General features: G+C 43.0%; 12 protein-coding genes. 7 read left to right on the top strand and 5 right to left on the bottom strand.

From position 1 onward, the window contains the following. Nucleotides 1-61 precede the first annotated feature (61 nt). The 4 genes from K1X66_02195 to K1X66_02180 all read left to right on the top strand — a co-directional run bounded on the left by K1X66_02195 (nucleotide 62) and on the right by K1X66_02180 (nucleotide 6,543). Nucleotides 62-838 (top strand): dienelactone hydrolase family protein, encoded by a 777-nt coding sequence (locus K1X66_02195; protein MBX7157186.1) that lies wholly within the window; start codon nucleotides 62-64, stop codon nucleotides 836-838. Next, nucleotides 835-2,847, top strand: a complete 2,013-nt coding sequence (locus tag K1X66_02190) for an ATP-dependent DNA helicase (GenBank protein ID MBX7157185.1) — start codon at nucleotides 835-837, stop codon at nucleotides 2,845-2,847. The genes K1X66_02195 and K1X66_02190 overlap by 4 nt, the downstream gene beginning before the upstream one ends. Then, the gene (locus tag K1X66_02185; protein MBX7157184.1) at nucleotides 2,840-4,021 is read left to right on the top strand and encodes a cysteine desulfurase; all 1,182 of its coding nucleotides are present in this window, start codon (nucleotides 2,840-2,842) and stop codon (nucleotides 4,019-4,021) included. Before K1X66_02190 ends, K1X66_02185 begins: the two co-directional genes overlap by 8 nt. A 143-nt stretch (nucleotides 4,022-4,164) precedes the next feature. Continuing rightward, a complete protein-coding gene (locus tag K1X66_02180) occupies nucleotides 4,165-6,543 on the top strand; it encodes an integrin alpha (GenBank protein MBX7157183.1) in 2,379 nt (792 codons plus the stop codon). Between the two features lies 1 nt (nucleotide 6,544). Here the strand turns inward: K1X66_02180 and K1X66_02175 are convergent, their stop codons facing one another. The 5 genes from K1X66_02175 to tmk form a co-directional block, all read right to left on the bottom strand. Then, entirely contained in the window at nucleotides 6,545-7,420 is an 876-nt protein-coding gene (locus tag K1X66_02175) for a bifunctional 5,10-methylenetetrahydrofolate dehydrogenase/5,10-methenyltetrahydrofolate cyclohydrolase (GenBank protein MBX7157182.1), read from the bottom strand. Between the two features lie 17 nt (nucleotides 7,421-7,437). After that, entirely contained in the window at nucleotides 7,438-8,808 is a 1,371-nt protein-coding gene (accC, locus tag K1X66_02170) for an acetyl-CoA carboxylase biotin carboxylase subunit (GenBank protein MBX7157181.1), read from the bottom strand. Nucleotides 8,809-8,842: 34 nt separating this feature from the next. Then, nucleotides 8,843-9,313, bottom strand: a complete 471-nt coding sequence (accB, locus tag K1X66_02165; protein MBX7157180.1) for an acetyl-CoA carboxylase biotin carboxyl carrier protein — start codon at nucleotides 9,311-9,313, stop codon at nucleotides 8,843-8,845. A gap of 91 nt (nucleotides 9,314-9,404) precedes the next feature. Continuing rightward, nucleotides 9,405-10,289: a hypothetical protein gene (locus K1X66_02160; GenBank protein MBX7157179.1), complete on the bottom strand. Its 885-nt coding sequence runs from the start codon at nucleotides 10,287-10,289 to the stop codon at nucleotides 9,405-9,407. Then, the gene (tmk, locus tag K1X66_02155) at nucleotides 10,249-10,911 is read right to left on the bottom strand and encodes a dTMP kinase (GenBank protein ID MBX7157178.1); all 663 of its coding nucleotides are present in this window, start codon (nucleotides 10,909-10,911) and stop codon (nucleotides 10,249-10,251) included. The genes K1X66_02160 and tmk overlap by 41 nt, the downstream gene beginning before the upstream one ends. Nucleotides 10,912-11,073: 162 nt before the next feature. Between tmk and K1X66_02150 the strand changes: the two genes are divergently transcribed. Genes K1X66_02150 through K1X66_02140 form a run of 3 tightly spaced genes read left to right on the top strand, consistent with a single transcriptional unit; the run spans nucleotide 11,074 to nucleotide 14,311 of the window. Continuing rightward, nucleotides 11,074-12,387, top strand: a complete 1,314-nt coding sequence (locus tag K1X66_02150; GenBank protein MBX7157177.1) for a bifunctional UDP-3-O-[3-hydroxymyristoyl] N-acetylglucosamine deacetylase/3-hydroxyacyl-ACP dehydratase — start codon at nucleotides 11,074-11,076, stop codon at nucleotides 12,385-12,387. Between the two features lie 4 nt (nucleotides 12,388-12,391). After that, nucleotides 12,392-13,171, top strand: coding sequence for an acyl-ACP--UDP-N-acetylglucosamine O-acyltransferase (lpxA, locus tag K1X66_02145; GenBank protein ID MBX7157176.1), 780 nt, complete (start codon nucleotides 12,392-12,394; stop codon nucleotides 13,169-13,171). 60 nt (nucleotides 13,172-13,231) lie between these two features. Continuing rightward, the gene (locus K1X66_02140; protein ID MBX7157175.1) at nucleotides 13,232-14,311 is read left to right on the top strand and encodes a polyprenyl synthetase family protein; all 1,080 of its coding nucleotides are present in this window, start codon (nucleotides 13,232-13,234) and stop codon (nucleotides 14,309-14,311) included.

Raw genomic sequence — 14,311 nt, 5'->3', positions numbered from 1 at the left:
CATGACATTTCTTGTTTCTAATTCACTAGACATCGTGAGTTGATGATCTAATTTTAAATCAATGAAAGCTCCGTTTCTTTTTATTTTCTTTTTTTTAACCGTTTCCAGTTATTCAGAACTCATCAAAAAGAATATCGCTTATGAAGAAGGCGGCACAAAAATGGAAGGTTATTTGGTGTATGATGATGCGCAGAGATCGAAGCGTCCGGGAATTTTGGTATTGCATGATTGGATGGGAATTGGAGAGTTTAGCAAGAAGAAGGCAGAGCAATTGGCGGATTTGGGTTATGTAGCATTTGCGGCAGATATTTATGGTATAAAAAACCGACCTGAAAATGCAAAGGAAGCGGGTGCGATTTCCGGTCAATTAAAAGCGGATCGGCAACTGCTTCGTTCGCGGGTTTTGGCTGCGTTAAAAGTTTTGCAAAACCAGTCTGAAGTGGACAGTGATAGGATGGCAGCGATTGGTTATTGTTTTGGAGGAACAACGGTTTTGGAATTAGCGCGTAGTGGCGCGAATGTGGCAGGTGTGGTTTCGTTTCATGGAGGTTTGGATTCTCCTGTGCCGAGTGACGCAAAACAGATTAAGAGTAAGGTTTTAGTATTGCACGGTGCGGATGATCCATTAGTTTCAGCGGATGAAGTGGCTGCATTTCAAAAAGAGATGCGTGATGCAAAGGTGGATTGGCAGATGGTCAGTTATGGTAATGCAGGCCATGCATTTACTTATCCTAAAGCCGCTAGTTATGGCATCGAAGGTGTGGCTTATGATGAATTAGCCGATAAAAGATCGTGGAAAGCGATGAAAGTATTTTTTAAAGAATTGTTTCAGAAATGATCGCTCCTCTAGAAGCTTTCCAATCCAGTTTTATTTCTGAAATTGAAACTTTTTTCGGAAAAGAAGGCGCTTTGTCGCGGGCTAGTAATTTTGAATATCGTCTCCAGCAACAGCAGATGGCAGTGGCGATTGCGGAGGCGTTAGAAAATCATGAGCATTTATTAGTGGAGGCTGGGACAGGAGTGGGGAAAAGTTTAGCCTACTTGATCCCGTCTCTTTTTTATGCTTTGCAAAATCAGAAAAAATTAATCCTTAGCACGCACACGATTAATTTGCAGGAGCAGCTTTTTCATAAAGATTTGCCTGTTGCCAAGAAATTATTGAAACAAGATTTCACTTATACGTTGTTGAAAGGTCGGCAAAATTATTTGTGTCCGAGACGATTGGATCGCGTGATGCGTATGGCGGGCGAGTTGTTTGCGACTAGTGAGGTGGCGGAGTTGGAGCGGCTTTATGAATGGTCAAAAGTGACGAGGGACGGTAGCTTGGCCGATTTAAATCCTGAGCCAGATGCGAGGGTGTGGAGTTTGGTACAGAGTGAGCGTCACGTTTGCACTTCGAAGTTATGTTCGCCAGAAAGTTGTTTTTATCAACAGGCGCGTGCGTCGGTTTTGAAAGCGGACGTGGTGATCGTTAATCATCCGCTTTTTTTTACTTTGGTTGGGGATCGTGAGTATGACGCGGAAGAAACGGGTTATTTGTTTGCGCATGATTTTATTGTTTTTGATGAGGCGCACACGCTGGAACAAGTTGCGGCTAAACATATTGGTTATGGGTTTTCTGAAGCGGGTTTGCGAATCGCATTGCATCGACTTTATAATCCTAATACGAAAAAAGGGCTTCTGACTTTTTTGCGTGAGGCGGATGCGATTCGTTTAACAACGGATATGGAATTTTCAGCAGGCCAGTTTTTCGATAAAGTGGAAGGCGCGTGTCAATTTAAGGAATCGAATGAGATTCGTATTAAACGAGCAGATTTTGTTTCGGATGAGGTGAGTTTTCCATTGCGGCGATTGCAGACGGAATTAAGCCGGATTATTAAAACGGTTGAAGATCAAGAAACCAAACTGGAATTGCAAGAGGTGAATCATCGATTGGGAGAGTTGCGCGAGCATGTGGCAAATTTTTTGACGCAAGCGGGTCAAGATTTTGTGTATTGGGTGGAACGTGGCGGACGTTATCAGCGTAATCTTTCTTTGAATGCGGCGCCGATTGATTTGGCGGAGGCGTTGCGTCAACTTTTGTTTCGCGAGTCGAGCCAGGCGGTTTTGACGAGCGCGACTTTGTCCACTTCTACAAACAAGGGATTGGATTATATTCAGCGGAGGCTTGGCGCCGAGAATGCGAAGGCTTTGCAACTCAGTTCGCCTTTTGATTATGCGCGGCAGATGAAGGTTTATATTCCTAAAAAGATGCCGGATCCTCGGCAGGGGGCGGCTTTTGAGGAGGCTTTGGAATGTTATGTGAAATATTTTATTCGTAAAACGCATGGAAAGGCTTTTGTGTTGTTCACGAGTTATGGTTTGATGCATCGCATGGCTGAGCGGTTAAATTCTTTCTTTGAAAGAGAAAATTTAAATTATTTTGTGCAAGGCAAAGGCATGCCGCGGCATGAAATGTTACAGCGTTTTAAAGAGGATCGCGATTCGGTTTTGCTAGGAACGGACAGTTTTTGGGCTGGTGTGGATATTCCGGGAGAAAGTTTGAGTAATGTCATTTTGACGCGATTGCCTTTTGCAGTGCCGGATCATCCGCTCATTGAAGCGAAATTGGAGGCGATCAAAGAAGCGGGTGGTGATCCATTTAATGATTATTCTTTGCCGGAAGCAGTTTTGAAGTTTCGTCAGGGTGTGGGTCGGTTGATTCGCAGCCAATCGGATCGTGGAATTATTGTTATTTTGGATAATCGCATTTTGAGCAAAAGTTATGGCAAAGCTTTTTTGGATGCTTTGCCCGAATGTCCAATGGAACTGGTAGATGGCAGTGTAGTAGAAAATGATTATGAGTAGGCAGCGGGTTTATTTGGATCATGAGGCGAGCACGCCTGTGTTGCCAGAAGTGGTGAATGCGATGCAACATTATTTTTCAGAAAAATTTGGGAGTCCTTCGAGTTTGCATCGTGATGGATTGCGCGTGCGTGAAGCCATTCAACAGGCTCGCAAGCAAGTGGCAGAATTGGTGGGGGCTACGAGCCATGAGGAAATTTATTTTACTTCAAACGGAACGGAGGCTGTAAATTGGGCGTTGAAAGGATTTGCATGGGCTAATCGTCATCGCGGAAATCATATTATTATTTCTTCAGTAGAACATCCGGCGGTGATGGGTTCTGTAGCATTTTTGGAGCGACATGGTTTTGAAATAACAAAAGTTCAAGTTGATAAAGAGGGTTTTATTTCTTTGGATGAGATTGAAAAAGCGATTCGTAAAGAAACGATTTTAATTGGGACTCATTTGGTGAATCACGATATTGGCACGCGACAACTCCTTGCGGGAGGCGATTTTTCAAAGAAACTTGCAGAGCGAAAGATTGTTTTTTTCTGCGATGCGGTAGCGGCTGCGGGTTGGGTGCCGATCGAAGTAGAAAAAATTGGATGCCATTTATTAAGCTTGTCGCCGCATCGTTTTTATGGGCCTAAAGGTGTCGGTGTTTTGTATGCGCAACGGGGCACGAAGTTGGAACCGCTTTTGCATGGGGGGATGCAGGAGCAGGGAAAGCGAGCGGGTATGGAAAATGTGCCGGCGATTGTGGGGGCGGGTGTGGCATCTGAAATAGCAAGACGAGATTTATCGCAGCGTCAATCGCATGTTGAGAGGTTGCAAAAATATTTGGATGAAAAAATTTCTCAAACTATGTCGCAGGTGCATTTAATCGGTCCAAAAGTCGGAGAAAAACGGGCGCCTCATTTATTGAATTACGCGGCGGAAGGCACAGAGGGAGAAGCGCAAATGTTGGCTTTGGATTTGCAGGGAATCGCGGTGACATCAGGAACAATGTGTGCCAGTCGGGAGATGCGAGTGTCACCTGTGTTGAAGGCGATTGGTTTGGATTTGGCGTTAGCTCAGGGAAGTATTGTTTTGAGTTTAGGGAAAGACAACACGCGTGAAGAGATAGATTATTTTGTGGAGGTTTATGGGAAAATTGTTAAGCGTTTTCGAGAGATGTCGCTTCGTCGGAAAAATTGAAGTCATTAATTCTTAATAAGAAATTAATTCTATTTTTGATAAATCTTACTCCTATAATGCTCCTTTTTTCTTTAGGGGAATTATTTGACTTAATTATTTTAACCTTTACACCTTTGTCATTAATAAAACAAAAAGGATGACTAGTGGTTACGGAGAGAAAAAAATATAATGTATTGGGGAATGGTTCATTAGTTATAGGAGCCATTGGAATTTTAAGCGCATTTAAAGCTCATGCTATTCCGTTTACTGAAGTTTTTGAAACGTCGAGTTTGGGTGGAACGAATCAGGCGGGAGCTGTGATTAATGGTGAGGCAGCGAATCATAGTTCTGGTTTTTCAGTTAGTGGTGCGGGCGATGTGAATGGTGATGGGATCGATGATTTTGTAATAGGCGCGCCCTTTTTTATGTCACCTAATCCAGGTCATAGTTATGTGGTTTTTGGTAAGAAGGGCGGAATCCCTTCACAGTTGGCTTTAAGCAGTTTAAATGGATCGGATGGTTTTAGGATTGAAGGTCTCACAGGCACGCCGCGTTTTGGCTTTTCAGTAAGTAGTACAGGTGATTTTAATGGCGATGGGATTGATGATATTATTGTGAGTGACTATAAAGGATCACCTCCTGGAAAAACATCAGCGGGCCGTTGTTATTTAATTTTTGGTAAGACAGAGCCTTTTGATGCCAAACTACAAATCAGTTCGCTGAATGGCGTAAATGGCTTTCGTATTAATGGAATTGTGAGTTCTGATGGTGCTTTGGGTAATAAAGTGAGCGGAGCGGGTGACGTCAATGGTGATGGGATTGATGATGTGATTATTGGAGCGCCTTATGCTTCACCGAATGGAAAGTTTGCTGCGGGTCAAAGTTACGTGATTTTCGGGAGCCAATCACCTTTTCCTGCAGATTTTGAATTAAGTAGTCTTAATGGAAGTAATGGTTTTAAAATTAATGGTGTAGTGAGTGGTGATACCTCTGGGATTTCAGTGGGAGGGGGCCATGATGTGAATGGTGATGGGATCGATGATGTGATTATTGGTGCTCCTCATTTAGCTGGAGGAGCTCCTGGTCAAAGTTACGTTATTTTTGGTAAGACAGAGCCTTTTGGGGCAACTTTGGAGCTTAATAGTTTAAATGGTAATGACGGATTCAAATTAACCGGCGAAGTTAATGCTGATTTTGCTGGTATTTCAGTCAACCTAGTGAGTGATGCGAATGGAGATGGTTTGGGTGATTTGCTAACCGGAGCCATTAATTTTTCGGATCTTGGCAATGGCAAAAGTTATTTGATTTTTGGAAAAACCGACGCTTTTGCTTCGACTGTTGCTTTAAATAGTTTGGATGGTAAAAACGGAACCCGGTTTATTGCGCCGCCCTTGAATAATACCACTAATATTGCATTGGGCGATGTGGTAAGTGAGGCAGGAGATATCAATGGAGATGGTTTAAGCGATCTTTTATTCCATGCCCCTTTTGTAAGGATTAATGGTAATATTAGTAATAATTTTACTTATGTAGTTTTTGGTAAGCGTGCTGGTTTAGGCGCTAATTTAGATTTGAATGATCTTCCGCTTACAAAAGGATTTAAAATTAGAACAGCTAACTTTTTGCAGCTTAATTTCACGAGTCCACATGAGGTGGCTAGCAATGTTGGTGATGTCAACGGTGACGGAGTGGATGATATTATTTTGGGTAACACCCTTGCTTCTCCTAATGGCGCGAGCTCGGGTGAAAGTTATATTATTTATGGTCACGACTATAGTCCACAGGGCGATTTTACCGCGAATAGCGCCCCTGATTTATTTTTAAAGAAGGGTAGAAATTATAGTGTGTTGCCATTAGCTATAGATGACACCAAACGAGTTATTGCTGAGTTGCCAGACAATGGCACTTTCGCTTTGCCAGCATCCATTTTTGCCAATCAAAAACGTCCTAAAGTATTGGTGACATTGGATTTTGATGATGGAGGTGTGACGGATGTTTTAGTAAAAAATGGCAAGAGTCAATTGAAGCTTTTTAGATTGGAAAATGACGGAAAGCCAGTAACACCCACTTTATTAGATGAAATAGATTTTACTTTAGCTAAAAAACATCGCTTTTTAGCGGCTGGACCGTTTACGGGTAAAAGAGATGATAAACTCGATTTATTGATAAAGAACAAAAAAAATCTTTTCGTGGCCGAAAATACGGGAAGAAGTTTTAAGACTAACTTAGTTCCGGTAAGCGGGAAATTGGCAAAAGGAAAAATTTTATCGATTCAAAAAGATGGGATTTATTTGTTAAAAGGTAAAAAGATCAGTCGACAAACGATTGATAATTTAGCGCTAGGCGCCACAACGGAACTGGGAAAATTAGCTTCGGGACAAAAAGCCAAATTAATTTTAGACATTAATCAAGATGGTAAACTTGATGTCGTGGCTCAAGGCAAAAAACGAGCCATCGGTTATGTATCGATTGATAGTTTGGCCGCCACACCGACTCCTATTTTAACTTTGCCTAAGAAAAATAAATTAATCGGTCCGAAATAATTTAGATTTTTGAAGTTAATTTTTCGCAGGCGCGGACGACGTTGGCCATGAGCATGGCAATGGTCATGGGGCCAACGCCACCAGGATTAGGAGTGATGAAGCTGGCGGCTTGTTGCACAGCTTCAAAATCCACGTCGCCCACAATGCGATGGGTTGCGGGATCACGGCTTACACCGACGTCAATAACGGTTGCTCCAGGTTTGACCATTTCTGCTTTGATGAAATGAGGCTTTCCCATTGCGGCGATCAGAATGTCGGCGTGCTGGCAAATTTCTGGAATATTTTTACTGTGGGAGTGTAACACTGTGACTGTGGCATTACAGTCTTTGGCTTTTTGCATGAGAAGCGCTGCAATGGGTTTTCCGACAATGTTGCCACGGCCGAGGAGAGCGACGTTTGCGCCTTCGATAGGAATTTTATATTCTATTAACAAGCGATGAATGCCGGCGGGTGTGCAAGGAATAAAGCCAGAAAAATCGCCGAGAAGAAGTTTGCCCATGTTTTCGGGATGAAATCCATCGACATCCTTTTGCGGAGCGATTGCTGAAAAAAAGGTTTGTTCATTAAGATGAGAAGGGAGCGGAGATTGCAGTAGAATGCCGTGGATTTTGGGATCGGAATTAGATTGTTGGATGAGAGAAAAAATTTCTTTTTCTGAGACACTATCGGGTAAAATATGAGTTTGGGTGAATATGGCGAGTTCGGCCGCTTTTTTGTCTTTCATGCTCACGTAAATTTGTGAGGCAGGATCTTCACCGACGCGAATGAACAAGATGGAAGGAGTGACGCCTTTTTCTTTTAATTGTTTAACTTGTTGAAGCGTTTGTTGATGAATTTTTTGAGCAACTTTTTTTCCGTCGAGCAGTTGGGCTGTCATAGTGTAAAAAATGGCAGCTAAGGAGCTTTGGGGAGGAGGTTTTGGGTTTTGGAAAGGAGTTGCTCCACGAAGCTGGTGGAGTATTTGCCACGTCGGAAATTAGGATCGTTCATAACGAGGCTGGCAAATGGTAAGGTGGTTTTGACGCCTTCAACGATATATTCATTGAGTGCGCGCGACATGCGATGGATGGCGATGGAACGTTCGCTACCATAGGTAATCAGCTTACCGATCATGGAATCGTAATGGGGAGGAATGATGTAACCGGAATAAGCATGAGAATCCACTCGAACACCACGACCACCGGGTGGGTAAAGGAGAGTAATTTTACCCGGAGAGGGACGAAAGTCATTAAATGGATCTTCAGCGTTGACGCGTACTTCGATGGCGTGGCGTCGGGGTTGGGCTTCGACGACGCGCTTGGAAAGAGGTTTGCCTTGAGCAATGAGGATTTGTTCGCGAACGAGATCGACATCGTAAACTTCTTCTGTCACAGGATGTTCAACTTGGATGCGCGTGTTCATTTCCATGAAGTAAAAGTTACCTTTGTTGTCCATGAGAAATTCTAGAGTGCCGGCGCCTTCGTATTTGACGGCTTGGCAAAGTTTAATAGCAGCACGTTGCATTTTTTTACGAGTGTCTTCGTTGACGATGGGGGAAGGGCACTCTTCTATGAGTTTTTGATTTCGCCTTTGAATCGAGCAATCGCGTTCGCCTAAGGCTACGACTTTTCCTTCCTGATCGGCGAGAACTTGAATCTCAATATGATGTGGATTTTCTACCAGTTTTTCGATGTAAACGGCGTTATTATTAAAGGCTTTTTCTGCTTCGTGTCGGGCCGAGTGGAAGCCTTTGATTAAGCTGATATCGTTATGAGCGGGTCGCATGCCACGACCTCCTCCTCCGGCCACTGCTTTGATCATGACAGGGTAGCCTATCTTTTTGGCAATTTTTAATGCTTCTTCTTCGGTTTCTATAATGCCTTCGCTTCCGGGGGTGACTGGCACGCCGGCTTTTCTCGCAGTTTCGCGCGCTTTATTTTTATCCCCCATAACTCGTATGGCGTGAGGTTTGGGGCCGATAAATTTAATATTACAGCTTTCGCAAATTTCTGAAAAATGGGCATTTTCTGCTAGGAAACCATAACCGGGGTGAATAGCGTCAACATCTCCGATTTCCGCTGCGGCGATGACACGCTCAATTCTTAAATAACTTTCTTGGCTGGGGGCTTTGCCAATACAAATGGCTTCATCGGCAAGTTGAACATGGAGTGAGTCGATATCGGCTTCGGAATAGACTGCCAAGGTACGAATGCCTAATTCGCGACAGGCTCGGATGACGCGCAAAGCAATTTCGCCTCGATTTGCAATGAGAACTTTATCAAACATAGAAGGGGGTTAGAAAAAAAGAAAAACTACTGACTTAAAGAGGTTGAATGCGGAAAAGGGGTTGCCCAAATTCAACGGGTTTATTGTTTTCTGTGAGAACTTCAACGATAACGCCGCGCATTTCTGCTTTAATTTCGTTCATAACTTTCATGGCTTCAATAATGCAAACGACAGTCTCTTCGTTGACTTGTTGACCGACATCAACGTAGGGAGGAGAATCGGGAGAGGGAGTTCGATAAAAAGTGCCAACCATGGGGGAAACGATATCTTTTGTATTCGTAGCAGGAGCAGAGGAAGTGGGGACTGGAGCGACAGCCACGGGTGTGGGAGTGGCGTGAGCGGCTAATGCGGGGGCGGACGAAGGTAAGACAGAAACAGTGGGAGTAATGGCTTCGTGACTGCCACGCTTGATACGAATTTTGAAACCTTCACGCTCGAGATCGAATTCTGACAAATTGTTTTTTGTCATGAGATCGATGATATGTTTAATTTCCTTAATCTCCATAAGGAGAGATTGTGAAAGGTTTTTTAAATCGGTCAATGGGAAAAAGTAATTTAACTAGAAGCGAGTACAGCTTTAATGTTAAAGTATTATTTTATTTAGGGGATAGGGCTAAAATTAGCTTTAAAAATAGCCGTTCCAAGACAAATATTTCAGGCAAATTTTTTATTAGCGCTTTTTGAGTTTGATCGAAAAGGTTAATGATAGACTTTTTTCGAGGCAATGATTCGCAAAGCCAAGAAAGGAGTTGTTGGCGTTGCGCAAGGTAATGGGTTTCAATTTGAGCAGTGGCAGTTTTCTCAATTTCGTTTAATGCATCGCCTTCCAATCCACTTTCTTTAGCGTGTTGAATTTCTTTTTGAGCTTCGTTTTCTAAAGTTTCTCGGATTTCTTTTAAATAGTTCAGGCAGGAGTTAAGGAGAAGGTAAGATTCGACCCAAGAATCGGAGAACGTTTTGTCTGGGACTTCTTTATTTTCTATTTTGTTCCATTTTTCAATGACGGTTTTTAAAGAATCTGGAGCGGTTTTTAGAGAAGAGGTTTGGAGTCGTAGGATGAGACAACGCGAGAGGATAGTGGTGGGGAGTTGTGAGGGGCGAGCGGTTAAAAGAAGGATGAGGGTTTTATGGGGTGGTTCTTCCAAGGTTTTAAGAAAAGCGTTAGCGGCTTCTTGTCGTAATCGTTCCGCTTCGTCAAGAATAGCGATTTTCCATCCGCCAAGAAATGAGGTTTGGTTGAGTTGGGAAATAAGGTTACGTATGGTTTCGACTCGTATTTGTCTAGTTTTAGATTCCGGCTGAACGATGTGAACGTCAGGATGGGGAAATGGGTCTGTTTGGAGCAGTTCTTTAAGGAAAGGTTCAAGCAATTGATTTTTAATTTCTTGAGGCTCACCAATCATGGCGTAGGCGTGGGCGAGCTGGCCGGAATGGTAAGAGCTAATGAGACGGTTCAGGGCATGGACAATGGTCAAGGACATGTGAGATTTCTTTCCAAATGTGTTGTGCCAATTCTTCCGGAGTGATGTCGGCATTAATGATATGAAATCGTTTTTCTTTTTTTGCGATTTGGAGATAGCCTTCTCGCACTTTTTGATAAAAAGCGGGTTCTTCAATTTCCATGCGATCTTCTCCCACGTAAGCAGGGCGAACGCGTCGTAGGGCGCGAAGGCGTGCTTTTTCGGCGTCCATATCTAAAAGAAGAGTGAGGTGAGGGCGAAAATCGCCGAGGGTGATTTGGTGAGCGGCTTCTATCAAGTGAATGGGAATGCCGCGAGCGAGACCTTGATAAACGGTGGTAGAATCAAGGAAGCGGTCGCAGATGACGATTTTTCCCGCTTCGATGGCAGGTTTAATGAGTTCGCGATAATGTTGGGCGCGACTGGCGCAAAAAAGTAAAAGTTCAGCTTCGGGCACCATGCCTTTACCCGCGGTGGAGAATTTTAGAAGATGACGGATGTGTTCTCCAAGTCGAGTGCCGCCCGGCTCACGAGTTAAGAGTGCGGTTTGTCCTTGGGCTTTGAATTTTTCCATGAGAAGTTGGATTTGAGTGCTTTTTCCGCAGCCTTCGGATCCTTCAAATGTGATGAGACAACCGGTCATAAAGGAGGAGTAAAAAGTAAGAAGTAAGAAGTGAGAAGCAAAAAGTGAGAGGTAAGAAGTAAGAAGGAAGAAGTTGAGCCGGCTTGCCGGAGGTTCACCCTCCCAAACTTCTTACTTTTTCCTTCTTACTTGTCTAGAAGTGTGTTAGATGCTGCTACGAATATGGCTGAGTTACAAAAAACATTGGGCAAAACGGTTGCAATAAAGGGTTTGGCTTTGCATACGGGGCATGCGGTGACATTGACATTGCAACCCGCTGCAGAAAATAGCGGTTTTATTTTTAAACGGATGGATTTGAAGGATGAGCCGGTGATTCATGCCCACGTGGATCATGTGAAGCAGGTGGAGCGAGCTACTACCATTGCTGAAGGTAATGTGAAAGTGCATACGGTGGAGCATGTGTTGTCGGCGTTGCGAGGGCTGGATGTAGATAATGCGATTATTGAGATGGATGCTATGGAGCCGCCCATTGGCGATGGGAGCGCGAGACCATTTGTAGAGATGATTCAAAAGGCGGGAGTGATCGAGCAAGCAGCGTCGCGAGATTATTTTGAGTTAAAACAGCCTTTGTTTGTGCGAGGTAAGGATGGTGGTGTTTTGGCGGCGCTGCCAGCGAAAGAGTTTGAAATTAATTGTACAAATGTAACTCATACCAAGTGGCACACGCAGTTTTGTCGTTATCTTTATGATACGAAGACTTATGCTGAAGAAATAGGTGGAGCGCGAACTTTTGTTTTTTATGAGGAGGTTCAAAGTTTGATGAACAAGGGTCTCATTAAGGGTGGGAGTTTGGAGAATGCGGTAGTGATTCGTGATGGTAATATTTTGTCGAAGGAACCCTTGCGTTATGACAATGAATTTGCGCGACATAAGGTGCTTGATATTATTGGCGATTTGGCGCTTTTTCCCAAGCGGTTGAAGGCACAGATTATTGCAATTCGCACCGGTCATGCTCTCAATGTGGAGCTGGCGAAGGCTTTAGCCAAAGAATTAAAGATGCGTGAAGCACAAAGTTTTCCTGTCGAAAATATTCCAGTAGGTGAGGGAGCTTTAGATATTAATGAGATTATGCGAATTCTGCCTCATCGCTATCCTTTCTTATTAGTCGATCGCATTTTAAAGTTCGAAGGGGATAGTAAAGTCATAGCCATTAAAAATGTATCGATTAACGAGCCTTTTTTTGAAGGGCATTTTCCGGGGCATCCGATTATGCCTGGGGTTTTGCAAATCGAAGCTTTGGCTCAAGTGGCAAGTCTTCTGTTATTGCGTCAAAAGGGTTCTGCGGGAAATATTGGCTATTTTATGAGCGCGGACAAGGTCAAGTTTCGCAAGCCAGTATTACCGGGTGACACGGTTATTTTGCAGGTGGAGCTATTGCGCGCGAGAAAAAATATTGGAAAAGCGTGGGGACAGTGTTTGGTTAATGGAGAGATTGTTTCTGAAGGCGAAATGACGTTTGCTTTTATCGACGAATAAGATCATGGCGGCGACAAAAATTCATTCGACAAGCATGGTAAGTCCCAAGGCAGAAATTGGTGATGAGGTGGTGATTGGTCCTTATTGCGTGATTCATGATGGAGTGAAATTGGGAAAGGGTTGCTATTTACATTCGCATGTGGTCATTGCGGGACCGACGAAGATTGGAGAAGAGAATGAATTTTACTCATTTTGTTCGATTGGCGGAAGGACACAGGATTTAAAATATCAAGAGGAACCGACTTATCTAGAGATTGGTGATCAAAATTGTTTTCGAGAATTTGTTACGATCAATCGCGGCACCGCTCCAGGCAGTCGAACGGTGGTAGGTTCTTTTAATAATTTATTAGCATATGCTCATGTTGCTCATGATTGTGTCGTGGGAAATTATTGTATTTTTTCCAATAACGGCACGTTGGCGGGTCATGTGATTATGGAAGATTATGCAATTGTTGGCGGATTAAGTGCAGTGCATCAATTTTGTCGTTTGGGCAAACTAAGTATTGTGGGCGGCTGCGCGAAGATTGTTCAAGATGTGCCCCCATTTATGATTGCAGATGGAAATCCAGCAGCTATTCGTTCGATTAATACGGTGGGATTACAGCGGCAAGGAGTGGAAGAATCTGTTCAACAGGATTTAAAACAGGCTTTTAAATGGCTTTATGGGGGTAGTTATAATACTACTCAGGCATTGGATAAAATTGAAGATGAAATCCAGGCCTCGCAAGAAATCAAGCATTTGCTTCATTTCATTCGTCATTCACAGCGAGGAATTATTCGATAAGATTTCATTATTTTTGCATTTGAATTGCACTTTTTTTTTGTCGTTTTATCGTGAAGCTTAATGAAAGCTTCCGATTCGCTCGGTTTAACGCAGGAATCACTCGTTCAATTGCAGTCGGAATTTGAACGGTTTTGGCAAATTTTTTTTCTTTCGCATCAGGCGCGTTTTAGTCGAAATGATTTTTTTGAACCGCTCTATTATGATGTGGTGGAATTTGCGTCTCGACGAGCTAAACGCATTCGTCCGATATTGTTTCTAGCTTCCTATCGCATTTTCACTCGCGAGGGAAAAATTGCATCAGATTTATGGCAAATGGCAGCCGCTTTGGAATTATTGCATTCTTTTATTTTAATTCATGATGATATTATTGATCAAAGTGAAAAGCGTCGGGGATTGCCAACCTTCCATAAATTAATCGAATTAAAGCAAGGCAATCGTTTTCAAAAAGAAAGAATAGGACAAAATATTGCGTTGGTGATGGGTGATATTTTGTTGGTTTTGGCGATTGAAACTTTTTCCCGAGCAGTGGAAGGTTCCCCATTGAAGCAAGAGGCGTTACAGAAATTTTTATCATATGTGACTGAGACGGGTATGGGAGAGGTGCATGATATTTTGTTAAGCGCGAGTGAACTGGGGAGGATAAATTTCTCGGATATTGAACAAATGTACCATAAAAAAACCACTCGCTATACTATTGAATGTCCTTTGTTATTAGGAGCGTTATGGGGCGGGGGAAAAGAAGAGAAATTATTTGCTTTGGAGACTTTTGCTCGACCGATTGGTATGGCATTTCAAATTCAAAATGATCTATTGGAATTTCAACATTTTGATTGGGATGATGTCATGTTTCAAAGTGATATTTTAGAGGGGAAGAAGACTTTTTTATTACGAGCGGCTTATGAAAATTTGAGTGATACCGATCGTGCTATGTTGCAATTGTGTTTAAAGCCGGGTTTGGGCAAAACTTCAGTTTATCAAATCCATGAGTTGATACAAAAATCTGGCGCTGTGGAAGTATTGAATGAAAAAATGCAGCAGCTTTTTGAGGAGGCAGAAAATATTTTAATTCACTCTCCACTTTCTGAATTGGAACAGAAAGAATTATTGTTGGTGATTAATTGGATTCGTCAGCAAAAGTGA

Source organism: Verrucomicrobiia bacterium (assembly GCA_019694135.1).
Classification (GTDB): domain Bacteria; phylum Verrucomicrobiota; class Verrucomicrobiia; order JADLBR01; family JAIBCM01; genus JAIBCM01.
Note: the sequence above shows the minus strand (reverse complement) of the source record. Positions and strands in the feature narration are given on the sequence as shown.